A 26,315-nucleotide genomic window follows, 5' to 3' on the forward strand; every position below is an offset into this window, starting at 1 on the left:
GTATAGTTTAATTGGATTAGATATCATTGCGTTCAAAAAATCCATACATGAAAAAAAATCTATTAATTCTCGCTATCATTAGTTTAAGTTTCGCGGCAAAAGCACAGTTTGAAGGTTCAAAGCAGATTTTCGAAAGTCCAAAATTAAAAACGGAAATCGCACAACATAAACTTGTGGCTATTTTACCATTCGACACAAAAATATCTTACAAAAAACAACCAAAAAACTTTAGTGTTGAAGGCAACAAAGAACAAGAAAAAACAATGTCGAAATCGATTCAATCTAGTATGTACACTTTCTTGTTAAGAAAGGGTAAAGACTATTCTGTAGAATTTCAAGATGTAGACAAAACTAATATTTTGCTTAAGAAAGCTGGCATGACTGACAAATTGGATGAGTTTACGAAAGATGAAGTTGCAAAAGCATTAGGTGTAGATGCTGTTTTAGGTGGTCGTTTTGAAACTGAACAAACTAAATCTGAGGCTGGTGCGATTGCATCTGCCGTACTGTTTGGTGGTTTTGGTGGTAAAACGGGTACTGGAACTTTGACACTTACTTTGAATAATGCTAATAATGGAGAGTTATTATGGCGGTTTTTTAAAACAATGGATGATGGCATTACCACATCTACAGATGATTTAGTAGAGCGTATGATGCGTAAAGTCTCTAGAAATTTCCCCTACGCAAAATAATAATCTTAAAACCTAATATTCTATATTTGATTACTGTGAGGTTGGAATAATTAATAAGAGTTATATTAAAATTTTACGGAGGTAAATCAAGTATGAAGGCACTCTCTATAAAGGATATTGCGTTAAAGGCCAATGTATCTATTACAACGGTTTCTTTTATTATTAATGGTAAGGCTAAGGAGAAATCAATTAGTGATGCTGTAATAAAAAAAGTTCAAAAAATTATTATAGATAGCGGCTATAAACCAAATCAGATTGCCCGCAGTTTAAGAACGGGCAATTCTAATATTATAGGTTTAATTATTGAGGATATTTCCAATTCATTTTTCTCTAGAATAGCAAGATTAATTGAGGATAAAGCTTATAAAAGAGGATATAAAATTATTTACTCAAGTACGGAGAATAATGTAGAAAAAGCTCAAGAATTGATTAATCTCTTTAAATCAAGAAAGGTTGATGCTTATATTATTTCTCCAATTAAAGGAATTGAAGAAGATATTCAGTTGTTATTAAATGAGCATAAGCCAGTAATTTTATTTGATAGGAATCTGCCAGAATTGAATACAAATTATGTTGGTGCAAATCACTTTGTAGCATCTTATCAAGGGGTAGAAAGTTTTATTAGGCAAGGAAAAAAGAGCATAGCGTTAGTTACAATTGATATTGATGTACAACAAATTATTGAGCGTTATGAAGGTTATAAAAAAGCGCTAATAGATTATGCAATTCCTGTTGATGAAGAATTAGTACTTAAAATTCCTTTCAACCAACCTGAAGTGGAAACCATTAAGCAAATCAAACACCTTTTTAAAGCAAAAAAGATAGATGCAGTATTATTTGCTACAAATTATCTAGCTATAAGCGGTTTGAAAGTATTGAAACAGATTAATAAGAAAATTGATGATCAATTTGCAGTAATCGGTTATGATGATCATGAAGCTTTCGAACTACACACCCCAAGTATATCTACCATACAGCAACCGCTAGAAGAAATTGCGGAAACGATTATTAAGTTAATATTAAATCAACTCTCATCTAAAACCAAACTTCCAGATCAACAAATTATTATTCCAGCTAAGTTAATTCTAAGAAAATAGCTGTAAAAATAGGTTATAACAATAGAACCCTAAATGTAACATAAAAGATACAATCAGTATTTAACTTTTTGAAGACTAATAATTAATATTGATATACTAAAACGTTTTACTTAAAATTCAAAAATTATTTATCTACGGAGGATTTTAAGGAAGTATTTAAGGTTTGAGTTGTTTTGCTTCTAAAGCAATTTTTATTTTAGTCTATTAGTAAAACGTTTTAGTGATGCTCGATGAGCGTTAAAAAGTAACTAACCAAATATAATATATGACTTAAAAAGAATGAATGGATTAATCTCCAAATTGTGTTTTACACTACCAAACTAACCAAAGAAAAAACTTATTTAATTCAAATTTTATGAAAAAACGGCTACTATTATTAGTCATAGCACTAATTAGCTTTATGAACGTAATGGCCCAAACCAGGGTCTTAACCGGTACAGTTGTCGATCAAGACGAAAAAACACCACTTGTTGGTGCATCAGTTAAAGTACAAGGTGCCTCAAATGGAACTTCAGTAGATGCAAATGGAAATTTCTCTTTAACGGTATCTGGCTCAGTTACCTTAGAGGTAAATTATTTAGGCTACCAACCTAAAACAATTCAAGTTAATGCAAATACCAAAACAGTAACAATTACTTTGGTGTCAGAATCTGGAAATTTAAATGAGGTTGTTGTAACCGCATTAGGTATTACCAGGCAAGCAAAAACATTAACCTATTCAACGCAAACAATTAAAAGCGATGAACTAAACACAGTAAAAACACCAAACGTAATTAATAGCCTAAATGGTAAGGTTGCAGGTGTTCAGATTAATAGAACCTCTGGCGGTGTTGGTGGTGCTGCTCGTATTACTATCCGTGGTGATAAATCTACACGTAATTCTCAACCTCTATATGTAATTGATGGTATGCCAATTACCAATCCAACTGAGGGTGCAAAAGTAGATATCTATAGCTCAATGCCTGATAATGGTGATATCTTGAGTACAGTGAATTCGGAAGATATCGAAAGCATCAACTTTTTAAAAGGTGCAGCTGCCACTGCTTTATATGGTAGTGCAGGTAGTAATGGTGTAATTTTGATTACCACTAAAAAAGGAAAACAAGGTGTTGGAAAAATTGATTTCTCTAGCAGTGTTACTTTTGATAATGTATACGGAACACCAGAATTACAAAATAGTTATTTACAAACCTCTGCACCAACTGCAACTGATGCGGGAAGTAAAGAGAGCTGGGGTGCAAAAGGAACATCAAAAAATCATGTTGATGACTTCTTTAACCAAGGATCTACTTGGATCAATAGTTTAAACTTTTCATCAGGTAATGAAAAATCAACGAATTTCTTTTCTTATTCGAATACTACAAATAAGGGAATTATTCCAACTAGTAAATTTGATCAGAACAACTTGAACTATAGAAATTCAAGTAAATTTTTTGATGATAGATTAACTTTAGATGCTAGTGTAATGGCTTCTATCCAAAAAGTACAAAATAGGGTTAATCCTGGAATGTACTTTAGTCCATTGTTAGGATTGTATTTATTTCCAAGAGGATTAGATTTTGATAATTACAAAAATAACTACGAGTATTTCTCTCCATCACGTTATTTAAATGCACAAAACTGGTGGAATATCAATTTAGATAAGAATTACACTGGCGGTGATGATCAACAAAATCCATATTGGGTATTAAACAGAAACAAGGTTAAAACCAATAACAAGAACATCTATACATCAGCTTCGCTAAATTATAAATTAACAGACTGGTTAAATGTTCAGGCTCGTGGTAACTATAACTACTACAATTCAGAAGCTCAAAGAGATGTGTATGCTACTACCCAAGCTACAATAAGTGGTGTAAACGGTAAGCTTTATCACAATGGATTTGAATCAAAAACATATTATGGTGATTTGATTTTTATGGGTAAAAATAGCTTGAGCGATGATTTTAGATTAGAATATACAGCAGGAGCATCGGTTACAGATATTAAGAAAATCAATACTACTATTGAAAATGGGAACTTATCTTATCCAAACTTATTTACGCTTTCTAACTTAATCTTTAATGGCACAAATGATAATGGTCGTCATTACAGAATTGACAATCACCATATTCAAACTCAGTCTATTTTTGCAAGTGCACAATTAGGTTATAAAGACAAATTGTTCTTAGACTTAACAGACAGAGAAGAATGGTCATCAACACTAGCATTTACACCAAAACAATCTTATAACTATTACTCAATTGGTGCTAATGCTGTGATTTCAGAATTATTTAAAATGCCAGAAGCAGTTAACTTTGCTAAGATCAGAGGTTCTTATGCAACAGTAGGTAATGGTATTGAAGATAACAGAACTAATCCACAACCAAATATTGATGCAGGTTCTTTTGTAAGTCCGGATGGATCTCCAGTTCAAGATCCAAGATATTATTTAAGACCAGAAATGAACAACACAATTGAGTTGGGAACAGAGTGGAGATTTTTCAAAAATCGCTTAACCTTAGATTTTACTTGGTATAAATCTAATATCAAAGGTCAGTTCTTAAAAGATGTAACCTTGCCTCCGGGAGTAGCTGCAGGTACAAAAGGAGATATTTCTGGCGGTAATATTCAGAACTCTGGTATCGAAGCTATTCTAGGATACAAATTGATGAACGAAGGTGCTTTCAAATGGAACACAACAGTTAACTTCAGTACTAATAAAAACAAAATTATTGAATTGTTCCCAGCAGCGCTTGGTGTAGATCCAAACAGCTTACTAACACTTGTTGGTGGTGGAAATAATTACTTAAAACAAGGTGGATCTTTTGGTGATATCTATGGCACAACTTTTCAACGCGATGCACAAGGACGTATTTTGGTTGATGCACAAGGCGTACCAAGTCGTAACGAAACAAAATCTTATTTAGGTAATCCTAATCCTAGATCTATTGTTGGATGGACAAATAATTTTACTTATAAAAACTTAACATTAAGCGTATTAGTTGATGGTAAATTTGGTGGTAAAGTATTGAGTTTATCTGAACCATTTTACGATTCATATGGCGTTAGTAAACGTAGTGCTGATGCTAGAGATGCAGGTGGTGTAACTATTCCAAATGCAGTAATTGCAGGTGGGGCAGCTTGGACGGGTAAAACTAAAGCTCAAGATTATTATTCTAAAATTGGTGGTAGAAACGAAATTGATGAAGCTTATATGTACAGCGCTACAGCAATTCGTTTAAGAGAAGTATCATTATCATATCGTGTTCCTGTAAAAGTTAAAGGAATAAGTAATCTTACTTTAAGTGCAATTGGAACCAATCTATTCTTTATTAAAAAAGATGCACCATTTGATCCAGAACAAGTTTCAGGTGTATATGCAGGTGGTGTTGGTGTTGATGTATTTGGATTACCAACTTATAGAAGCTTTGGCTTTAGTTTAAAATGTGGTTTTTAAAGATTGAATGATCATGAAAAATAAGATAAAAATTTTAAGCCTTACAATGGCAGCAATGGCAGTATTTGCTAGTTGCAAAAAAAACTTTGAAGAATTTAATACAGGTTTATCAGGGCTTACAGATGCACAATTAAATGCCGATTATACAAAAGTAATTGGTCCTATGAAGGAAGTGCAGCGTAACTTGATTAATCAGACTAACTGGATCTATCAGTTACAACAAAACTTAAATGGTGATGTTTATAGCGGTTATTTTATGAGCCCAACCACATATGGTGGAGATAACAATACGAATTACTTTATGAAAGATGGCTGGAATGATAGAATCATGATTAACCAGTTAGATGATGTAATGCAAAAAGTAAAGAGTTTTGAAGATGGAACTAAAGCTTATGCAGCAACAACTTTTAATTACAGTTCAGCAATGTTAAATATCCTGACAGTGATAGAAGGGCAAAAAGTTTCTGATATACATGGGCCAGTAATCTATAGTAAATTTGGAAAGCCAAATGCAGATTTGTCAGTAGATTATGATAGTCAGCAAGCAGCATATAATAACTTCTTTACTACTTTAGATAATGCCATTGCAAAATTGAAGCTGGCAGCTAATGCTGGTGATGTTACCGCGATGAAAGCAGCTGATATGGTATATGGTGGTGATGTAAACAAATGGATAAAATTAGCCAACACACTACGATTAAGGATGGCTATTCGCATCAGATATGCAGATGCAGCTACTGCTAAAACACAAGGTGAAAAAGCTTTAAATGCTGCAAATGGAGGCTTAATCGAAGCTAATGAAGATAATGCTTTCATTAATTACGGAGCTGGTCACCCTATCAATGATATCATCAATTCTTGGGGCGATTGTAGAGCAGGAGCACCACTAGGAGCAATTTTAGGCGGATATAATGATCCTCGCTTACCAAAATATATGACACCAGCAGCAGACGCAGCAGTAAGTGGTCAATATATCGGTATTCGTAATGGAATTACATTGGTAGATAATGACAGATATAGAAGTTATTCGAAACCTGCTGCGCTTTCTGCTAATGGAGATTATTTTAGTGGTACCAATGGAAAAGCAAGGTTAGCTTGCGCTGCAGAAACTTGGTTCTTGAAAGCAGAAGCAGCCTTATTGGGTTGGGCCAATGCAGGAAATATCCAAGTTGATTACGAGAATGGTGTGAAAGTTTCTTTTGATGAATGGGGTGTAAGCGGTTCTGCTGCAGCTTATTTAGCAGATAACACCAGTACAGCTAAACCTTATATTGATCCAAAAGCTATAGTTCCTGGTCAGAATGATGTTTTAGCAGGAAGCCCTTACTTAAGCAACATCACTATTAAATGGGATGGTGCTGCTACTGATGAGAAAAAGTTAGAACGTATCATCACTCAAAAATGGATTGCTATCTATCCTGATGGACAAGAAGCTTGGTCTGAATTTAGAAGGACAGGTTATCCAAAACTTTTCCCTGTAATTAACAATGCAAGTGGAGGTACAATTTCTACCACAGCATTTATTCGCAGATTACCATTCTGTACTAAATTTATCAATAGTAATCCAGGAGGTTATCAAAGAGCAATTGCTACCCTAGGAGGTCCCGATAATGGAGGTACCAAACTATGGTGGGATAAAAAACCATAATATTTATTTATCGACTGGATCAATTCGATCCAGTCGATATTTAGATTAAACCATTGACTAACAAATAGCTTATTGATATTTGTTCCTGTCTATTTATAATTGTTGCTAAAAACGCAACTGCTTGATAGGATTACCTATCCACCTATAAGCTTAATTCATCCTATGTTATTCAGATCACTTACCATTCGTAAAATATACCAACACACAAAAATTGTTGTGATTATTGGCTTATTTACTTCTTTGTCCCAATTTGCAAACGCCCAAGGAAATACCAATAATAGCCTAACTAAATATGTAGACCCACTTATAGGATCAGCAAAACACGGGCATGTTTTTGTTGGTGCTAATGTTCCTTACGGTGCAGTTCAATTGGGTCCGAATAATATTTTTGAAGGATGGGATTGGTGCAGTGGCTACAATTATGCAAGCAATACCATTACAGGTTTTGCACATACACATTTAAGTGGAACTGGAATTGGAGATCTTGGCGATATTTCGATTATGCCTACCACAGGAAAATTGATTTTAGAGAAGGGTCAAAAAGATAATTTAAGCAATGGCTATGTTTCTACATTCTCCCACGATAAAGAAATCGCTAAAGCAGGTTATTATAGTGTTTGGTTAGATAAATATGATATTAAAGCAGAACTTACCGCAACGGAAAGAGTAGGTTTTCATCAATATACATTTAAAAAAAATGCAGAAAATCCACATTTAATGCTTGACCTAGTAGAGGGAATTGGTTGGGATGCAGCTGTAGTTTCGCAAGTAAAGTTGGTTGATCCACAAACTATTGTAGGGTATAGAAACTCTAAAGGATGGTCTGCCGACCAACGGTTATTTTTTGTAATTAAATTATCTCAACCCGTTAAAGATATTTCCATTTATGATGGTTCATCGCTAATAAATGGAAACAATGCTACAGGAAAACAATTAAAAGCTGTTGTTAATTTTCAGGCCATTCAACAGGATGTTCTGAAAATTAAGGTAGCTATTTCGCCCGTAAGTATTGAAAATGCAATACTCAACCTCAAAACTGAATTACCAGGTTGGGATTTTAACGGTACAGTAAAAAGGGCAAATCTAAAATGGGAAAAGGAATTACAGAAAGTGAAAATAGATGCCTCAGTCAATTCAAAAAAAATCTTCTATACAGCTCTTTATCATACAATGGTAGCTCCTTCATTATTTAATGATGTAAATGGAGATTACCTAGGTACAGATAAGAAAGTATATAAGAAGGCGAATTTTAATAACTTAACTACTTTTTCACTTTGGGATACCTATCGTGCTGCACAACCTTTATATACTATTCTTCATCAAGATAAAGTGAGTGATGTGGTCAATACGATGTTAGCCATTTATAAACAGCAAGGTAAATTGCCAGTTTGGCACTTAATGGGTAGCGAAACCAATACAATGATTGGTTACCATGCAGTTCCCATAATTGTTGATGCCTACTTAAAAGGTTATAGAGGTTTTGATGTGAAATTAGCGTATGACGCTATCAAGCAATCGGCCATGCAAAAAACAGAGGGCATCGATTATATTCAACAATTAAAGTTTATTCCCGCAGATAAAGTAAATGAATCTGTAGCGAAAGCATTAGAATATGCGATAGATGATTATTGTATTGCCCGCATGGCAAAAGCATTAGGAAAAACTGCCGATTACCAATATTTTACCAAAAGAGCTAAACTTTACGAACTTTATTTCGACCCTCAAACCCAGTTTATGCGTGGGAAATTAGCAGATGGGAACTGGCGTACACCTTTTAGTCCATTTGCTTCTAAACACCGTGAAGATGACTATACCGAAGGTAATGCATGGCAATATGTTTGGTTAGTCCCACAAGATGGTGAAGGATTGGTAAAGTTGTTTGGTAGTGAAAAATCGTTTATTAACAAATTAGATTCATTGTTTACTGTTCCGTTTCAATTTGGAGAAGAGAGTTCGCCTGATATTTCTGGATTGATCGGAAACTATGCCCAGGGCAATGAACCTGGTCATCATATTCCATATTTATATCCGTATGTAGGTCAACCTTGGAAAACAGCAGATTTAATTAGAAAAATTGATAAAGAATTTTTTACTGCAAAACCAGATGGGTTATGTGGAAACGAAGATGTGGGGCAAATGTCGGCTTGGTATATTTTTTCTGCTTTAGGTTTTTATCCGGTCAACCCAGCTAATGGCGCTTATGTTTTTGGCTCGCCTTTATTAAATGCAGCAACAATTTCATTGCCAGCTAACAAAAAGTTTGTCATCAAGGTCATTAACAATAGTGCTAAAAATAAATATATCCAAAAAATAATACTCAACGGTAAACCTTATACCAAATCGTATTTATTACACCAAAGTATTGTAAATGGCGGAAACCTTCAAATTTACATGGGTAATCAACCTTCATCAACTTTTGGTGTAAATGTTAAAGATAGACCAGTTTCTAATATGAATTAGCTCACTTCCATCAATAAAATATGAAGATCATTAAAAGTGCCTATTTGTTTTTTGCCTCAACTTTAGTTTGTCTATTTTTTGCTTTTCCCGCATCAGCACAACAAAAATATGAACTCAATTCAGACTGGTTTTGTGCAAATATAAATGAAGTAAAGGTGGGTGGAGCAGAGCTATCTAAACCTGATTTCCCGGTAAACCAATGGATGAAAGCTACGGTGCCAGGTACAATACTAACCACCTTGTTAGATAATAAAAAAGTGCCAGATCCATTTTATGGAATGAATAATGAGCTGATCAAAGATATCTATCATACAGGAAATGCTTATTACACCTATTGGTTTGTAAAATCATTTAACCAAGTGGCTAAAGGCGATGAACAAATTTGGCTTCAGTTTAGAGGAGTAAATTATAAAACAGAAATTTATTTAAATGGTAAAAAGGTAAATGCCCAAGTACACGAAGGCATGCATTTACGCCAACAATATAACATTACCTCATTATTAGCTGCCAATGGAAACAATCGCTTAGCTGTTTTGGTGTATCCACCAGATTTTCCTGGCAATCCAAACGGTGGACAAGGTGGTGATGGAACCATTGCCAAAGGATTAACTACTCAATATACAGCGGGTTGGGATTGGATACAACCAATTAGAGATCGTAATACGGGCATATGGGATAAGGTTACTATAGAAAAAACAAAAGTAGTAAACTTGCAAAACCCTCATATTGTAACGCTAGTTCCTGGCAAGCGTTCTGTAGATGGTTTGCAACAACCCGCAATAATTAAAGCATCCGCTGAGTTGATAAATACAAGTTTCAAACCTGTTACTGGTACTTTATTAATGACAATGGCTGGCAAAACAAGTCAAATCAAAGTGGTATTGCCTGCAAATAAAAATACAGAAATACAATTGCCTCAACTTCTTTTGCAGAATCCGAAATTATGGTGGCCAAATGGTTATGGTGAACAAAATCTATATCCAGTTAAATTACAATTTATAACTTCTACTGTTTCTGATGAGGAAAATTTAAATGTAGGTGTAAGACAAATTGAAACGACTTTCAATACCCATACACAAAGTATGGAAACTACTATTAACGGGCAGAAAATCTTTATCAAAGGTGGTAATTGGATTATTTCTGATGCCATGTTAAGGTTTTCACCCGAAAGATATGATGCAGAAATCCGTTTCCATAGAGATATGAACCTGAACCTGATTAGAATTTGGGGAGGAGCAATAACTGAGCGACCTGAATTTTATGAAGCTTGCGATAAATATGGCTTATTGGTTTTTCAGGATTTTTGGTTTAGTGGCGATGCCAATGGCAGATGGTACGATCCACTTAAAAAAGAAGATCAATGGATAAGAAGAAAATATCCAGACAATCATCAATTGGTTTTAACAGCTGCGGCAGATCAGATAAAAATGATTAGAAACCACGCCTCATTGGCGTTTTGGTGTGGAGGAAATGAAATTACGCCACCTGATGATATTCTTCTTCCATTAAGAGATGAGATTTTGCCAAAGCTTGATGGTACTCGCACTTTTATCGATTTTTCTAATAGCGATGCCATGTCTGTAAATACATTTGGTGGGAATGGGGATGGACCCTATGGTATCCAAAATCCACGAACATTTTGGACAAACAGAACTTTTCCTTTTAACTCTGAAATTGGCTCAGTGGGTGTTGGAGACTATGAATCTTTAAAAAGATTTATCCCAGCAGCGAATCTTATTGCACCACAATACCAAGGCAAAGTAGATTCTGTTTGGCAATACCATAAGTATATTGGCTACGATCAATACATCAAACCTTATGGAGATGTTAAAAATGTACAGGACTTTGCGCAAAAAGCACAACTAGTTAATTACAATCAATACAGAGCATTAATGGAAGGCTTTTCTGCACACATGTGGGATTGGTATACAGGATCAATTATATGGAAAACGCAAAATCCATGGACAGCATTACGTGGACAGATGTACGATTATTATTTAGATGTTAATGCTGCATTATATGGACTAAAATCTGGTAGTGAACCTCTGCATATTATGCTAAATCCTGCAGATAGTATGATTACTGTTGTGAATAATCATTTTGTATCTAAACGTAATTTGATGGTAAAAGCTGTTGCCTATGATATGGCAGGTAAAGCCCACTTCCTCGACCAAATCTTTTATGAAATTAATCCAACTACAGTTAAAAAATGTTTTTCTATAAAAGGCGCTATTGAGAAGCTGAAACAAAAAGATGGTCTATTTATTCAGCTCTCTTTATTGGATGAAAAAGAACAAGTATTAAGCGAAAATTTCTATTGGCTTGAGGACGAAGATGGCACCTATAGAGGCCTACAAAGAATGGATAAAACAACACTTTCAATCCAACCAAAAGTAATAAGCAAAAACAAACTAGAAGTTAAATTAACTGCTCCCTCCAATCAACCTGTTGCATTTTTTACCAGAATAGCTTTAATAGATAGGCAAACAAATAAAAGAATACTACCAACTTTTTATTCAGATAATTACGTAAGTATTATGCCTGGAACCTCAAAAATACTAAGTATAGATTGTAACAATGTTGATTTAAATAATTGTGAAATAGAAGTTTATGGATGGAATGTAGATAGAGTAAGTAAGGCTATATTCTGATATTGGTTCGAAGAAACAAATGAAAAATTTGTTTTTCATATTCCTGTAAATCAATATGTTAATGATAAAAAGCGTAGATAGGTAAATAAGTAAATAAGAAGTCCTAAAGTTTAGAAGTTCGGTTAACAAAGTAGCCTATCATTTAATGGCTTAAAGTAAGAGGAAACCTGTTTTGTTAATAATTGATACTTTTGGCTGAAGGATAATTGATATAGAATAGAGATAACATGAACAAACCTGTTGTATTAGGGGTAGATATTGGCGGTTCGCACATTACAGCCGCATTGGTGAATTTAGAAAATGGAACTTTAATTAAAGGCTCTATTAAACGTAACGCAGTAGATTCAAAAACAGGTAAAGAAGAAATTTTAAATGATTGGTGCAAAGTAATCAATAAAGCATTTGAAGGTTCAACCCATATTGATCGGCAAATCGGCATTGCAATGCCAGGCCCATTTGATTATGAAAACGGCATTTCCTTAATTAAAGATCAAGATAAATTTAAGTCGTTATATCTAGTAAATATCAAAGAAGAGTTAGCTAAGCGTTTGCAAATTGAGCCAACTAATGTCAAATTTATAAATGATGCGGCTGCTTTTATGCAAGGAGAAGTTTTTAATGGCGCCGCTAAAGGATATAAAAATGCACTTGGCTTAACTTTAGGAACAGGATTAGGATCAGCGGTTTCTATAAATGGCATTGCTAAAGATGCAGCCTTATGGGATTCTAAGTTTTTAGGTGGCATAGCCGAAGATTATTTATCAACCCGATGGTTTGTAAACAAATACTTCAGCTTAACAGGGAAGAAATTAGCTGGCGTTAAAGAACTAGCCGCTATTGCAACTACCGATCCCTATGCTAAACAAGTATTTAATGAATTTGGCCGTGCACTTGGTCATTTTTTAGCAGATATCATCAAAGAAAAAAATGCAGAAGTTGTGGTGCTAGGTGGTAATATTTCTCAAGCCTTTAATTTATTTGCACCTCATTTAATAAGTAATTTAAAAGCTTTTCACTTAGATACAGAAATTAAACTAACAGGCTTAAATGAACATGCAGCTTTAATAGGTGCAGCTAGCTGTTGGGATTTAGTATCTAAATAGTTAACATCACATCAATCTATCTAAAAATCTAAACCATGAAAAGAAGAAGATTTATACAAAATACAGGCTTATTAGGTGCGGGTGTACTTGCATCTAAATTCTCATTTGCAGTTGCTCCCGAAGATTTTCCAGTGGTAAGAGTTGCAGCATCAAAACGTCATTTTACAAGTGTTGCAGTTGATAAAGCCATCAAAACATTCCAAGGGAATGTAGCTGATAAAGAATTGGGTTGGTTGTTCGAAAACTGTTTTCCAAACACATTAGATACAACGGTTACGCATACGATAAAAAACGGTAAACCCGATACGTATGTAATTACTGGAGATATAGATGCCATGTGGATGCGGGATAGTTCAGCGCAAGTTTGGCCGTATTTACAATTTGTGAATGAAGAGCAAAAAATAAAAGATCTTATCGCAGGTGTAATCAATCGACAAACGCAGTATATTTTAAAAGATCCGTATGCTAATGCATTTTATAACGATGAAAATAAAGTAGGTGAGTGGAAAAGTGATAAAACCGCAATGAAACCTGGTGTACATGAACGTAAATGGGAAATTGATTCATTATGTTATCCAATTCGCTTAGCCTATAATTATTGGAAAAAGACGGGAGATAAAGCTCCCTTTGATGCAGACTGGAAAAGAGCCATCGAGACTACTTTGAAAACGTTTATAGAACAGCAACGTAAAGAAAACAAAGGACCATATCGTTTCCAACGCGAAAGCTTATATCCAACAGATACACTTTCTATGAGCGGATATGGATTTCCTGTAAAACCAGTTGGACTAATTTGTTCTTCTTTCCGTCCAAGTGATGATGCAACAGTTTATCCATTTTTAATTCCATCTAATTTTTTTGCAGTAAGTAGTTTAAAACACGCTGCAGAAATGGTTACTGCGTTACATCATGATAAAGTACTGGCAGATAAATTATCCGCTTTAGCAAATGAGGTTGATGCAGCCCTAAAGAAGTATGCAGTTAAAGATCATCCCGAGTTCGGAAAAATGTTTGCTTTTGAAGTTGATGGCTTTGGAAGTGCCTATTTAATGGATGATAGTAATGTGCCAAGTTTACTATCGATGCCATATTTAGGCGCTATTAATGTGGAAGATCCAATTTATAAAAACACAAGAAAATTCATTTTATCAAGCAACAATCCCTACTATTTTAAAGGTACAGCAGCAGAAGGAGTTGGCGGCCCGCATATTGGACCAGATATGATTTGGCCAATGGCAATTACAATGCGAGGCTTAACTTCTGTTAGCGATGCTGAAATTAAAAACTGTATCGCAATGCTGAAACGTACGCATGCGGGTAAGGGTTTTATGCATGAAAGCTTCCACAAAGATGACCCTAAAAACTTTACGCGTAGTTGGTTTGCTTGGGCAAATACGCTATTTGGCGAGTTTTTATGGAAAGTATACAACGAAAAACCTCATTTATTGAAATAGAAAATCTAATTACTAACCATTATATAATGAATAAATTCCTTTCACTCATCATACTTGTTTTTACAATTAGCTTTGCGCAGGCTCAACAAACTGAAACTTTTAAAGAAAAGGGTTACACCTTAATTTTTAAAAGTAATTATGCAAATCTAGATCCCGCGTTAAAGAAAAGAATGGTAGAAACTTTCTTCCAAGTGTACCCAAAATTGGCTAATGATTTTAATAAAAACGCCCATAAAGAAGTAATATTTCATATTGATACTGCTTATAAAGGTGTTGCTGCAACTGGTGGAGGTAGAATTGTTTATAATCCAGAGTGGTTTGTAAAACATCCGGGTGATATTGATGTAGTAACTCATGAAGTGATGCATATTGTGCAAAATTACGGTGATAATGATGGTCCGGGTTGGTTAACAGAAGGAATTGCAGATTACGTTCGTTTTAAATATGGAGTAGATAATACAGGTGCAAAATGGTCTTTAACACCTTTTAAACCAGAACATAGTTATAAAAATGCATATAGAATTACTGCCAGATTTTTAAATTGGTTAGAAGTAAATGGAAATAAAGGAATTGTTGTTAAACTTGATTCCGCAATGCGAAGCAATACGTATAAAGATACAATTTGGAAAGATTTAACAGGCAAAAGTCTAGACGAACTTTGGACTACCTATGCCGCAAATCCTGGTTCTTAAATCTTTTTAAGGAACCAAAGAATTAAAATACGATTGAACCACCATCTTTTAGAGAATAAATAATGATTAAAAAACTATTAACTACCGCTTTAATTTTTACCGCTTTAGGTTTATCAGCACAAACAGTTGGCAAAATTACCGATCCTGTAGAATGGATAAATCCTTTAATGGGAACCCAATCTAAACCAGATCTTTCAAATGGCAACACTTATCCAGCTATTGCTGTGCCATGGGGAATGAATTTTTGGACACCACAAACTGGTAAAATGGGGAATGGTTGGGCGTATCAATATGATCAAGATAAAATTCGTGGTTTTAAACAAACCCACCAGCCTTCACCATGGATGAATGATTATGGTCAGTTTGCAATTATGCCAGTTACCGGAAGTTTAAAATTTACGGAAGATGATAGAGCAAGTTGGTTTACGCATAAAGCAGAAGTTGCAAAACCTTATTATTACAGCGTTTATCTAGCAGATGCCAATGTAACCACAGAGATTACACCGACAGAAAGAGCAGCACAATTCCGTTTTACCTTTCCAAAAACAGATAGTGCTTTTGTAGTTGTAGATGCATTGAATAAAGGCTCATATATTAAAATCATTCCTCAAGAGCGCAAAATCATTGGGTATACTACCAAATATGCCCGCGGCCCACTACCGAGTAACTTTAAAAATTATTTTGTTATTTATTTTGATAAAGCATTTACAATTGCTAAAACATGGTCTGGGAATAAGTTAAATACAACAGATTTAGAATTACAAAGCGACCATACGGGTGCTGTAATTGGCTTTAAAACTGCCAAAGGCGAAAAAGTAAATGCAAGAGTTGCTTCCTCTTTTATCAGCTTTGAGCAAGCTGAGATTAGTTTAAAAAGAGAATTAGCCAATGATAGTTTCGATGTTACTAAAGCAAAAGCAAAATCGATTTGGAATAAAACATTGAGCAGAATTGCCGTAGAAGGTGGAACCGTTGACCAAACACGTACTTTTTATTCATCATTTTATAGAACACTTTTCTTCCCTAACAAGCTATACGAAATTGATGCGAACAACAAAATTGTACATTGGAGTCCGTATAATGGTAAAATAATGCCGGGCTATATGTTCGCTGGTACAGGTTTTTGGGATACATTCAGAGCTTTATATCCATTCTTAAATTTGGTTTATCCTTCTATAAATAAAGAAATGCAACAAGGGTTAATTAACGATTATAAAGAGGGTGGATGGTTGCCAGAATGGAGTAGCCCAGGTTATGCAAATATTATGATTGGGAATAATTCTGCTTCTGTAGTGGCCGATGCTTACATTAAAGGCATGCGTGGGTATGATATTGAAACCTTATGGGAAGCGTTAAAACATGGTGCTAATAATGAAGGACCAATAGAAGCGGTTGGTCGTTCGGGTGTGAAGTATTACAATGAATTAGGCTATGTGCCTTTTGATGTAAAGGTAGATGAAAATGCTGCTAAGACTTTAGAATATGCCTATGATGATTTTGCAATTTATCAGTTAGGTAAGGCCTTGGGTAAACCCGCTAGTGAAATTGATATTTACGCAAAACGAAGCATGAATTATAAGAATTTATTTGATCCTGCTTCTGGTTTAATGCGTGGTAAGAATGCCGATGGTACCTTCCAATCGCCGTTTAGTCCGTTTAAATGGGGTGGAGCATTTACTGAAGGTAATAGCTGGCATTATACCTGGTCAGTTTTTCAAGATGTAGCTGGTTTAGCAAAACTGATGGGTGGAAATTCAAAGTTTGTAGAGAAACTTGATTCTGTATTTTCTATGCCTCCAGTATTTGATGAAAGTGCTTACGGAGGTGTAATTCACGAAATTCGTGAAATGCAAATTGCCAATATGGGTCAATATGCACATGGTAATCAACCTATACAACATATGATTTACTTGTACAATTATGGTGGTGCACCTTGGAAAGCTCAATATTGGGTACGTGAAGCCATGAATAGATTGTATAAAGCTACACCAGATGGCTATTGTGGTGATGAAGATAATGGTCAAACTTCTGCTTGGTATGTTTTTTCAGCAATGGGATTTTATCCAGTTACACCAGCAGTAGATCAATATGTAATTGGAGCACCATTATTTAAAAAGGTTACCTTAAACCTAGAAAATGGTAAAAAGGTAGTCATCAATGCACCAGCCAATAGTGACGGTAACAGGTATATTCAAACATTGAAAGTAAATGGTGCTAATCATAATCAAAATTGGTTAAGCCATTCAGCTTTACAAAAAGGAGCAGTTTTAGATTTTAATATGTCTTCAAGTCCTAATAAAACTAGAGGAACAACTGAAAGTGCTTTCCCTTACTCGTTTTCTACAGCGAAGAAATAAACTTTAGCCGCAGATTTGTTGATTACACAGATTCATCTAATCTGCTAATCTGCGGCTAATAATTTGACTTATGAACTAATCAAATTCGTTTTGAGTGCAAATTCATACAGCGCCACGGTAGAATCTGATAGCTCTAACTTACGCATGATGTTTTTTCGATGAGTATGCACAGTAAACTCCGAAAGATATAAGCGTTCGGCAATGTCCTTAGTACGGAGATTTTGACAAACCAAACGAATAATTTCCACCTCTCTTTTGGTTAATTTATACTTTTTTAAGAAATCATCGAAATAAGAAAACTGTGTATCAGGCATTTCTTTCTCCTCAAAACTTGGAAAGAACTCTTTTCCAGCTAATACTTCTAAAATAATAGTGGCTAAGTTTTGCAAGTCATCAGATTTTACCATGTAAGCACTCGCACCTCTGTGTTTGCAATCCTTTACCAATTCAAACGAGTGGTAATTTGTGAGGACGATAATTTTCGCTTTAATTTTTTTGTCCTTTAATTCGTTTAAAGCTTTAAGGCCATCAAGGCCAGGCATATTTAAATCTAAAAGAATAAGGTCTGCCTCGGTTAACAACGACGAGTTTAAAAGCTCAAGTCCATTATTTACCATTGCTATAATTTCGAAGCGTTCATCGTTACTAAAATGAGCCTTTATTCCTTGTAAAACTACAGGATGATCATCTGCCAATATCAATTGAATTTTCATAATGTTGTAGTTTTTGGTATGGGTAATTCAATTAATGCAAAGGTACCTGCATTTGGTTCGCCTTTTATCTCTAATTTTCCAGACAAATACGCAATGTTGGTTTGTAATAACTTCATTCCAACACCTGTGGTCTCGGTGTTTTCGTTGGGTATGCCCTTGCCATTATCTTCAATATAAATAGTGATGGCATTTTCTAATTCGATAATTTGTACAAACAAATGAGTTGCTTGGGCATGTTTAATGGTATTATTTACAATTTCTTGAATAATACGATAGGCACTCAGTATAAAGTTTTGAGGCCAATCCTTGGTGTCGTCCAATCCTTCAATTACATGTTCTACATGCAAACTATTTGCAGCCTTAATGTTGGTGAGGAGATCCAGAATAGCTGCTTTAAACCCATATTTTTCCAATGCAATTGGCATTAGCGTATGACTAATATTTCTTACTGTTTCAGAGATATCATTCATTAAATTTTTAGTAGTCTTCAGTTTATTTTCTGCATCACTATCAGCTACAAATAAATTGTCTTGCAAGGTATTAATGTTAAGTTTAGCGATAGATAACATAGCACCAACCTCATCGTGCAAACGCCCAGCTATTCTTTTCTTTTCTTCTTCTTGCGCATCCGTCAGCGTATTCATCAAATCAATATGATGTTGTTTTTTTAAGTCACTTAAAGTTGCATCGTGTAAAAGAATCGCTTGTTTTTTACGTTGAGCGATAATATAGGCAATGCCACCAAGCAATAACACCACTATGGTAGCCCCTATAATAATTAATAAATTACGTTGTTTTTGTTGATTAAGCTCTAGCTCCTGTACTTGCTTTTGCTTTTTCGTCAGCGCTAATTCTTTCTCTTTTTCATTTACCCTGTACTTGGTTTCGAGTTCATTTGTAATTTTAGACAAACTCATGTGGTACAAGGTATCTTTCAAATGCATTTCCTGCTCCAAATTTTTAATCAATGTATCTTGACCAACTGTGTTATATTGAGAGAAGTTTTTTAAGGCATTTGCGTAAATCAACCGTGTGGCTGGTGGCATTGAATATTTTTTAATGAGCCCCTGTGCTTTTTTAAAGTAGAAAGAAGCCGAATCACTTTTTCCTTCTCTTGCATATATATTCGAAAGTCCTGTCAAAATTTCAACATCAATATTCGGAGTATATTGTTTAGCCATTTTTAGCATGAAAGCCTTGAGGTAGTTTGCTTTAGCCAATTTATGGTTTTCTTTAGCATCGAAATATCTACTTTCTGCCAACTGATATTGTTTACGCGAATGTAAACTATTTTGATCCATGCCAAACTTTTTATGCTCGGCATAGTAACTCTCGAAATTGCTGTAATTCTTTAGCAGAAACGACAGATTAATCATTTTATTAATGCCATTTCCTTTTTGTTGGGTAGTCGCATTAGGTAAGTTGAATGTCTTTTCTGCATAGATAAAAGCATTCTTGTAATCGCCGTTTTTCTCATAGTTCCTAGATAAAATCTCAAAAAACAAACCTGTACGATCTGTCATGGCGTTATCCAAATCAGGAATAAGATCTTTTAGAATGGAAAAAGCTTCGTCATCCTTTCTTACACTTAAAAGTGCATTAGCATAGGCAAAACGTGTATCTTTTAATAAGGCAACATTATTGCTTTCCTTGGCTAATTTGAGCGCTAATTCGTAAGTAGGTTTTAACTTTTCATTATTTCCAGCTTTCAAATCTAAATTTGCTCTATTTCGTAAATTTAGCACACGGGGAATAATAAATTGAGGCTTATCTTTTGTAAATGCCTCCAGTTTATCATTGTAAAAAGATGATTTTTCATTATCCCCAATACGAGTATAAACCCTTGTTAAATCAGATAATACATTTACAACCGCTCTTTCAGGTAATTGCCCTAAATAAGTTTCAGCTTGTTTAATATATTTCACCGCATTTTCCTGATTGCCTAAGCCTAATTCTACGAGAGCTGTCACAGAAAGCAAACTTACCGTTAGCTCATCTCGCTTGGCCTCCCTTGTGTATTGTAAGGATTCTTCTAGCAAAACTTTTAATTCATCAGAATAGACCATTTTTGGATTTCGGCAGTATCTAACCAATTGGGTCACCTTATCAATAGATGCCGGCATCAATTTTATTTCAGAAATATCTTTTAATGGGGGAGGACTGCCAGGGGTTTGTGCAGGCAAAATAGTGCTCATGATAATGAGCATCAGCAACATTGAGAGTTTGAGAGCCGTAAATTTTGAGTGCATAATTTAAGCTCTAAAATAACAATAAATAACAAAAATGATACATGTTGAAACAATAATTAGGAATTATCGAGTTCAGTATTCTAATATTTGATATTCTAGGAAATAAATTTGCGAGCCCTAAACTTTTAATTACTTTTGTGCCTCATTCACTAAATATGGCAGCTGTTAACTGAAACTGCCAATTAAAATGGGGGATTAGCTCATTTGGCTAGAGCGCTTGCCTGGCAGGCAAGAGGTGACCGGTTCGAATCCGGTATTCTCCACCATTTTCCCTTCCCACCTGAACATACTACAGATCAATTAAGTTAATTTGAATTGATAATAAATACATTTCAATTAATTTGATGTGTAGATTAACTAAAAAACGTATTTTCTTCTAAACCTATTTACTAAATTAGCGTTTAATATACTATTACCTGACTTAAACCTATGAAAGAAACAGCTGAATTGAGCGTCGAACAATTAAACTATATTCTATCGCTAACCAAAACAGCTACTGCAGTACATGTGGGCGAAGATGCTACCATCAAGTTTGCAAATAAAGCAATGCTCAATATCTGGGGCAAAGATAATCAGGTAATTGGTAAGACATTAGCGCAGGCATTACCTGAGCTGGAGGGCCAGCCTTTTATAGAAATGTTTGCTCGTGTTTGGCGTGAGGGAATAACTATTTCGGGAAGCGATACCGCTGCAGACCTCATGATTAATGGGGAGACTAAAACATTTTACTTTGATTTTGAATATAGGGCTGTAAAAGATAGCAATAACAATGTAATTGCCATTTTACATACAGCGACCGACGTGACAGAACGGTACTTAAATAGGCGTGAACTGAAAGAGGCAGTACAGAATCGGGAGCTTTTGCAACGAGAACAATCATTAAATGAGGAATTAGCTTCTTCTAACGAGGAGCTCAATGCAATTAACGAAGAACTTTCTAAAAGTAGGGAAGATCTTTTTGTGATGAACAGAGACCTAGAGCAGAGGGTAGAAGAAAGGGTTAAAGCCTTTGCCGAAAGCGAAGAACGTTTTCGCAGTATGGCCGAAAATACAGATATATTAATAGCCGTAGGAAACGAAACAGGCAAAAAGTTCTATTTTAACAAAGCCTGGACTAAACTGACTGGACGTACGTCAAAGCAATTAATAGATTCGGGCTGGGAAGATCTGATGGATGAAAGAGACAGTGAGGAATATAAATCAGTTCAATTAGGCGCATATCAGAAGCGAGTATCTTATTCAAATGAATTTAGGCTGAGAGGGGTAGATGGTAAGGTACACTGGATGTTAAAGAAGGGAACCCCAAGATTTCTCTCTGATGGTACCTTTGCGGGTTATATCAGTTCGTGTGTAGATATCACTCAAAGAAAAGAGGACGAACAGCTATTGCAAGACTTAAATGAGGAGCTAGCCACTTCTAATGAAGAACTGGCTGCCGTAAATGAAGAGCTAGCTGCAACCAATGAAGAACTTGAAAAGTCTTTTAATGAACTTGTGATTAGTGAGCGTCGTTTTCGCACTCTAATTAGGCAGGCGCCAGTCGCTATTTGTGTCATCAGGGCACAAGATTTAATGATTACTGATGTGAATGATGCCTATCTTGAATTGGTTGGAAAGGAAAGGATAGAACTTGAGGATCATACCATTTGGGATGCAGTTGCGGAAGCTGCAGAGGGTTATGCACCGGTACTGCAAAATGTAATTGATACAGGCATTCCCTTCCACGCTAGAGAACATGAGGTAACGTTAATCCGTAAGGGAGTTCCAGAAAGAATATTTATAGATTTTGTTTACGAACCATTGAGGGGCTTATCCGGAGAAATTATCTCTGTCATGGTAGTTGGAAATGATGTAACCGATAAGGTGATAGCTAGACATAGCATTGAAGATTCAGAAGAACGAAATAGACTTGCCGTAGAGGCAGCTGAAATTGGCACCTATGATTATAGCTATGAAACCGATACACTTACTACCGGTGGTCGCTTTAACTTAATCTTTGGTGTGGCGAATGGGGTAAGGAGAGAGGAGATCATACAAATGTATCATCCAGACGATGTTGACTTAAGTCCAGCCGCCCATGAAGCAGCAAAAAATGATGGCAAGCTTTTTTATGAAACAAGGTTTCAAAAAGCTGATGGTTCGCTCCGTTGGGCTAGGTTTCATGGTAAAATTTACTATCACAATAATGGTCAACCTAAAAGGATATTGGGCACTGTGCTGGATATTACAGCATATAAAAAGCTTCAGCAGCAAAAAGATGATTTTATTTCAATTGCAAGCCACGAGCTAAAAACACCTATAACTAGTCTAAAAGCCTCCTTACAATTGCTACAACGCATGAAAGATAATTCCTCTCCACATTTTCCAAAGCTCATTGAGCAGTCGGCACGGAGTATGAACAAAATATCTGAACTAGTTGAGGACCTCCTGAATGTAACCCGAATGCAAGAGGGGCTTGTGCAGTTGAATAAAGAAAACTTTACCATTGCACAAATGCTCGATGACTGTTGTACCCATGTGAGACAATTAGGAACCTATGAACTGATTGTAGAGGGCGACAGAAACCTTCAGGTCATTGCAGATGAACATCGCCTTGAACAAGTTGTCGTTAACTTCGTGAACAATGCAATTAAGTACGCACCGAATGAAAACAAAATATTTTTAACCGTAGAGGATTTAGGTGATACAGCCAAGGTGTCTGTAAGAGATACCGGGCCAGGTATTGCGAAGGAAAAATTGCCCCATCTCTTCGAACGCTATTTTAGAGCCGATCCATCTGGAGCCCAGGTCTCGGGTTTGGGATTAGGCTTGTATATTAGCGCAGATATAATTGAAAGGCATAAAGGAAAGATTGGTGTAGATAGTGAAGAGGGCAAAGGAAGTACTTTCTGGTTTATCATTCCTAAAGCTTAATACGTACACGATATTTATATTGTTATAATGTGCTTAGCTTTGATGCGATGCTCTCCACCTAAACATACAACAATCTGATCGTATTGTTTTTTTAATCCTGTGGCAGAGTCTCGATTCACTAGATTTAATACAACCTTTTGTTCTACCTGAAATTATAAAAAAACATAATTTGAACAATGTCACTTGCCATGTGTTTACAGTAAAAAATATGTTATGGAAAGTTTCGAAATTCAATTAATAGATAAAACCTATACCATTGAACCCCAAGAGAATGGAACATTTAGGGTAATGGACGGTGAGCAAAAGATAGGTGTAGTTTATCCTGAGGTAGGTAATTTTGATGTGGAATGGAAAACGATGGATGATATGGGTAGTGATTTCGCGGGGCAGATAGGTGAGCTAATTTCAGAACATCAAATGGGAAATTCAAATCTTTAACTTAGATATATCAAACCGTTTAACTATTATCAAAGAAGCTTTTCAATGACTTTTATGTAATGAGTTGTGCTACCTTTCGAGTCAATTCATCAATGTTAAACGGTTTTGGGATGAATGATGCGTCTGGGCAGCGCTGGTTTGCCTCTTCGGTACCTTTGTGGGCAGAAATTAGGATGATTGGAACATGAGAAGTTTTAGGATTAGCCTTTAGTTCCTCGCAAAGTACCATACCATCACCATCTGGAAGCATCACATCCAATAAGTAAAGGTCGGGAACGCTCCGAGAGTTTTCCATGAAGCTGGTCACGGTTGCAAACATTTTAAGGCTATAGTTTTCTCCTTCAAGAATAAATCCATACAGTTCACGAAGGTCGTCGTTATCTTCTAAAATGTAGATTAATTTTTGCATAACTCAATTGTGTATCTCTTTTTTGAACAGGGGTTTTTAGCTTTTTGTTTAGAATTGTTCATACATAGAAGTTGTATGGGTGTAAGCTCGGCAAGCAGAAACAGGTTGTAGTCACTTACTAGATCATAAAAATCCTTCTGTTGCTATAATACCCAATAACAGCAACTCAAGCTAATTACATTTGTTTTTATTATCTCCAGCTAACGGAAAACATTATCGCCTTTACACGTGTTCGGTATCTATATGGAGAAAAACTTACGCAAACAAATATTAGATTTTAATTTCCCAAGGCTGCCTGAAATGACGCAGTTAAAATATACTAGAATGGCAGAAAATGCTTTCCGGTTTTTCCGAGGAACCTGCCACCTTTTTTACGACCGGCTTTGTAAGATGAAAGGGATACCTACTTCTCCCTTAGTATGGATTTGTGGCGATTTGCATATCGAGAATTTTGGTAGCTACCGTGGAGAAAATGGACTGATCTATTTTGATTTAAATGATTTTGACGAAGGGGTGCTTGCTCCTGCAATTTTTGAAATCATCCGATTAGTAACCAGCATCTTTGTTGCCTTTGAAGTGTATGAGATTGCTGAAGATCAGGCAGCAAATCTTGTCTCTATATTTCTTGGAAGCTACTCTTCTGTACTTGCCAAGGGTAAGGCAGTCGCAATTGATCCGAGAACTGCTAGGGGCATTGTTTCCAATTTTCTTAAGCATTCCGAGCGTAGGAGCTATAAACAGTTACTAGGCAAGCGAACGGTTTCCAAGGGAAAAAAGATCTTACTGTCACTGGAACATGAAAAGCATGCTAAGGTCGAAAAAAAGCTAAAATCTGCCTTAATTGCACATATCTCTAACTGGCTGGAAACAAGTCCAGCAAGCCCATATAATTATAAGGTAAAGGATGTAGTGTTCCGCATTGCAGGTACTGGTAGCCTTGGGGTAAAGCGGTATCTTTTCCTGTTAAGGAGCACAACGGTGAAGGGAAGATATCTTTTACTAGATATGAAACAGTCGTTTGATTCTTCCCTTTCGCCCTTTGTTGAAACAAAGCCAAGGTGGGATACCCAGGCGGAGCGAATTGTTTCCATACAGCAGCGAATGCAGTATGTATCATCAGCACTGCTTGATGTGACCGAGTTTGAAGGCGAGAGCTATGTTTTGGGTGAGATGCAGCCTATGGAAGATACCTTTGACTTTTCATTGGTTGCTGGCAATTATCGTTCGCTAATCCAGGTGATTGAGGATATGGGCGCACTTACCGCTTCTAGCCAATTACGAAGTGGTGGGATGGAGGGTTCTGCAAATATAGATGAGCTCAGGAAATTTGGTCTAGATTTTACCAGTTGGAAAGAGCAAATAGTGTACATGGCAAGAGAGCTCGCAAAACAAAACGATAATGATTATAAGGAGTTCCTGGCCGGATATGAACAGGGAGAATATAAGAACGAAAACAGTAAACTCAAAGCAAATGAAAAAAAAGAGAAAGTTAAACTTTGAAAAGATTGCTCATTCAATGACTTGTTGGGCTGGGAGTTCAGCAGCTTTTTTAGTTGCACTTGTGTTTGTGATGTCCTGGGCAATAAGTGGACCTATATTCCATTTTTCGAATACCTGGCAATTGGTAATTAATACCGGAACAACAATCGTGACTTTTCTGATGGTATTTCTGATTCAAAAATCTCAAAATAAGGATGGTAAGGCGATCCAGTTGAAGCTAAACGAACTGATTGCAGCTTCTCATTACACCAGTAACCGTATGGTGAATATTGAGAGCCTTACCGAGGAGGAGTTGAATGTACTGCATGCCTATTATTCGAAGCTTTCCTCTTCTGCTAAAAAAGAGGAGGATATCCATCTGCCCCGTTCTATAGACGCTGCCAAACTGCACATCACCCTTAAGAAGTTCCCCAACCCATAGTTGAGGTTAAAGATTAATATTTAAAGAATATGAAATATACCATTTTTTGAGTGATAGATTGAAGAAGATACTGACTTCA

General features: G+C 35.7%; 17 protein-coding genes and 1 tRNA gene. 15 read left to right on the forward strand and 3 right to left on the reverse strand.

Translation table 11 applies throughout. The features are described from left to right. Positions 1–47: 47 nt before the first annotated feature. The 10 genes from HQN85_RS15410 to HQN85_RS15455 all read left to right on the forward strand — a co-directional run bounded on the left by HQN85_RS15410 (position 48) and on the right by HQN85_RS15455 (position 17,593). Positions 48–692, forward strand: a complete 645-nt coding sequence (locus tag HQN85_RS15410) for a hypothetical protein (RefSeq protein WP_173273933.1) — start codon at positions 48–50, stop codon at positions 690–692. 92 nt (positions 693–784) lie between these two features. Continuing rightward, a complete protein-coding gene (locus tag HQN85_RS15415) occupies positions 785–1,789 on the forward strand; it encodes a LacI family DNA-binding transcriptional regulator (RefSeq protein WP_173273935.1) in 1,005 nt (334 codons plus the stop codon). Between the two features lie 355 nt (positions 1,790–2,144). Next, complete coding sequence (locus tag HQN85_RS15420; protein WP_173273937.1) at positions 2,145–5,228, forward strand: SusC/RagA family TonB-linked outer membrane protein; 3,084 nt, start codon at positions 2,145–2,147, stop codon at positions 5,226–5,228. Positions 5,229–5,241: 13 nt separating this feature from the next. Further along, entirely contained in the window at positions 5,242–6,876 is a 1,635-nt protein-coding gene (locus HQN85_RS15425) for a SusD/RagB family nutrient-binding outer membrane lipoprotein (protein ID WP_216847308.1), read from the forward strand. 162 nt (positions 6,877–7,038) lie between these two features. Next, complete coding sequence (locus tag HQN85_RS15430) at positions 7,039–9,336, forward strand: GH92 family glycosyl hydrolase (protein ID WP_173273941.1); 2,298 nt, start codon at positions 7,039–7,041, stop codon at positions 9,334–9,336. 20 nt (positions 9,337–9,356) lie between these two features. Further along, on the forward strand, positions 9,357–11,987 hold the full coding sequence (locus HQN85_RS15435) for a glycoside hydrolase family 2 protein (RefSeq protein WP_173273944.1): 2,631 nt from the start codon (positions 9,357–9,359) through the stop codon (positions 11,985–11,987). 227 nt (positions 11,988–12,214) lie between these two features. Then, positions 12,215–13,090: an ROK family protein gene (locus tag HQN85_RS15440; RefSeq protein WP_173273946.1), complete on the forward strand. Its 876-nt coding sequence runs from the start codon at positions 12,215–12,217 to the stop codon at positions 13,088–13,090. Positions 13,091–13,125: 35 nt separating this feature from the next. Then, positions 13,126–14,544, forward strand: coding sequence for a glycoside hydrolase family 125 protein (locus HQN85_RS15445; protein WP_173273948.1), 1,419 nt, complete (start codon positions 13,126–13,128; stop codon positions 14,542–14,544). A 26-nt stretch (positions 14,545–14,570) separates the two neighbouring features. Then, positions 14,571–15,236, forward strand: a complete 666-nt coding sequence (locus HQN85_RS15450) for a basic secretory protein-like protein (RefSeq protein ID WP_173273950.1) — start codon at positions 14,571–14,573, stop codon at positions 15,234–15,236. 62 nt (positions 15,237–15,298) lie between these two features. Beyond that, positions 15,299–17,593, forward strand: coding sequence for a GH92 family glycosyl hydrolase (locus HQN85_RS15455; protein WP_173273952.1), 2,295 nt, complete (start codon positions 15,299–15,301; stop codon positions 17,591–17,593). Positions 17,594–17,661: 68 nt separating this feature from the next. On the opposite strand, the gene HQN85_RS15460 is transcribed toward HQN85_RS15455, so the two are convergent. Both HQN85_RS15460 and HQN85_RS15465 read right to left on the reverse strand, forming a co-directional pair. Further along, positions 17,662–18,306, reverse strand: coding sequence for a response regulator (locus HQN85_RS15460; protein ID WP_173273954.1), 645 nt, complete (start codon positions 18,304–18,306; stop codon positions 17,662–17,664). Further along, on the reverse strand, positions 18,303–20,501 hold the full coding sequence (locus HQN85_RS15465) for a sensor histidine kinase (protein WP_173273956.1): 2,199 nt from the start codon (positions 20,499–20,501) through the stop codon (positions 18,303–18,305). Before HQN85_RS15465 ends, HQN85_RS15460 begins: the two co-directional genes overlap by 4 nt. Positions 20,502–20,744: 243 nt before the next feature. Between HQN85_RS15465 and HQN85_RS15470 the strand changes: the two genes are divergently transcribed. The 3 genes from HQN85_RS15470 to HQN85_RS15480 all read left to right on the forward strand — a co-directional run bounded on the left by HQN85_RS15470 (position 20,745) and on the right by HQN85_RS15480 (position 23,906). Continuing rightward, a tRNA-Ala gene (locus tag HQN85_RS15470) sits at positions 20,745–20,821 on the forward strand. A 163-nt stretch (positions 20,822–20,984) separates the two neighbouring features. Then, positions 20,985–23,468: a PAS domain S-box protein gene (locus HQN85_RS15475; protein ID WP_173273958.1), complete on the forward strand. Its 2,484-nt coding sequence runs from the start codon at positions 20,985–20,987 to the stop codon at positions 23,466–23,468. A 213-nt stretch (positions 23,469–23,681) separates the two neighbouring features. Continuing rightward, positions 23,682–23,906, forward strand: coding sequence for a hypothetical protein (locus HQN85_RS15480; RefSeq protein WP_173273960.1), 225 nt, complete (start codon positions 23,682–23,684; stop codon positions 23,904–23,906). A 52-nt stretch (positions 23,907–23,958) separates the two neighbouring features. Here the strand turns inward: HQN85_RS15480 and HQN85_RS15485 are convergent, their stop codons facing one another. Further along, positions 23,959–24,315, reverse strand: a complete 357-nt coding sequence (locus HQN85_RS15485) for a response regulator transcription factor (RefSeq protein ID WP_173273962.1) — start codon at positions 24,313–24,315, stop codon at positions 23,959–23,961. A 243-nt stretch (positions 24,316–24,558) separates the two neighbouring features. On the opposite strand from HQN85_RS15485, the gene HQN85_RS15490 reads away from it, so the two are divergent. Together HQN85_RS15490 and HQN85_RS15495 are read left to right on the forward strand one after the other, a co-directional pair. Then, positions 24,559–25,815: a DUF2252 domain-containing protein gene (locus HQN85_RS15490; RefSeq protein ID WP_173273964.1), complete on the forward strand. Its 1,257-nt coding sequence runs from the start codon at positions 24,559–24,561 to the stop codon at positions 25,813–25,815. Further along, positions 25,787–26,236: a low affinity iron permease family protein gene (locus HQN85_RS15495; RefSeq protein WP_173273966.1), complete on the forward strand. Its 450-nt coding sequence runs from the start codon at positions 25,787–25,789 to the stop codon at positions 26,234–26,236. Before HQN85_RS15490 ends, HQN85_RS15495 begins: the two co-directional genes overlap by 29 nt. Positions 26,237–26,315 lie beyond the last annotated feature (79 nt).

Origin of the sequence: Pedobacter boryungensis (assembly GCF_013204825.1) — a bacterium.
Lineage (GTDB): Bacteria > Bacteroidota > Bacteroidia > Sphingobacteriales > Sphingobacteriaceae > Pedobacter > Pedobacter boryungensis.

Coding starts and splice junctions, on each gene's coding strand:
- HQN85_RS15410 (WP_173273933.1), top strand. CDS start 48: ATGAAAAAAAATCTATTAATTCTCGCTATCATTAGTTTAAGTTTCGCG.
- HQN85_RS15415 (WP_173273935.1), top strand. CDS start 785: ATGAAGGCACTCTCTATAAAGGATATTGCGTTAAAGGCCAATGTATCT.
- HQN85_RS15420 (WP_173273937.1), top strand. CDS start 2,145: ATGAAAAAACGGCTACTATTATTAGTCATAGCACTAATTAGCTTTATG.
- HQN85_RS15425 (WP_216847308.1), top strand. CDS start 5,242: ATGAAAAATAAGATAAAAATTTTAAGCCTTACAATGGCAGCAATGGCA.
- HQN85_RS15430 (WP_173273941.1), top strand. CDS start 7,039: ATGTTATTCAGATCACTTACCATTCGTAAAATATACCAACACACAAAA.
- HQN85_RS15435 (WP_173273944.1), top strand. CDS start 9,357: ATGAAGATCATTAAAAGTGCCTATTTGTTTTTTGCCTCAACTTTAGTT.
- HQN85_RS15440 (WP_173273946.1), top strand. CDS start 12,215: ATGAACAAACCTGTTGTATTAGGGGTAGATATTGGCGGTTCGCACATT.
- HQN85_RS15445 (WP_173273948.1), top strand. CDS start 13,126: ATGAAAAGAAGAAGATTTATACAAAATACAGGCTTATTAGGTGCGGGT.
- HQN85_RS15450 (WP_173273950.1), top strand. CDS start 14,571: ATGAATAAATTCCTTTCACTCATCATACTTGTTTTTACAATTAGCTTT.
- HQN85_RS15455 (WP_173273952.1), top strand. CDS start 15,299: ATGATTAAAAAACTATTAACTACCGCTTTAATTTTTACCGCTTTAGGT.
- HQN85_RS15460 (WP_173273954.1), bottom strand. CDS start 18,306: ATGAAAATTCAATTGATATTGGCAGATGATCATCCTGTAGTTTTACAA.
- HQN85_RS15465 (WP_173273956.1), bottom strand. CDS start 20,501: ATGAGCACTATTTTGCCTGCACAAACCCCTGGCAGTCCTCCCCCATTA.
- HQN85_RS15475 (WP_173273958.1), top strand. CDS start 20,985: ATGAAAGAAACAGCTGAATTGAGCGTCGAACAATTAAACTATATTCTA.
- HQN85_RS15480 (WP_173273960.1), top strand. CDS start 23,682: ATGGAAAGTTTCGAAATTCAATTAATAGATAAAACCTATACCATTGAA.
- HQN85_RS15485 (WP_173273962.1), bottom strand. CDS start 24,315: ATGCAAAAATTAATCTACATTTTAGAAGATAACGACGACCTTCGTGAA.
- HQN85_RS15490 (WP_173273964.1), top strand. CDS start 24,559: ATGGAGAAAAACTTACGCAAACAAATATTAGATTTTAATTTCCCAAGG.
- HQN85_RS15495 (WP_173273966.1), top strand. CDS start 25,787: ATGAAAAAAAAGAGAAAGTTAAACTTTGAAAAGATTGCTCATTCAATG.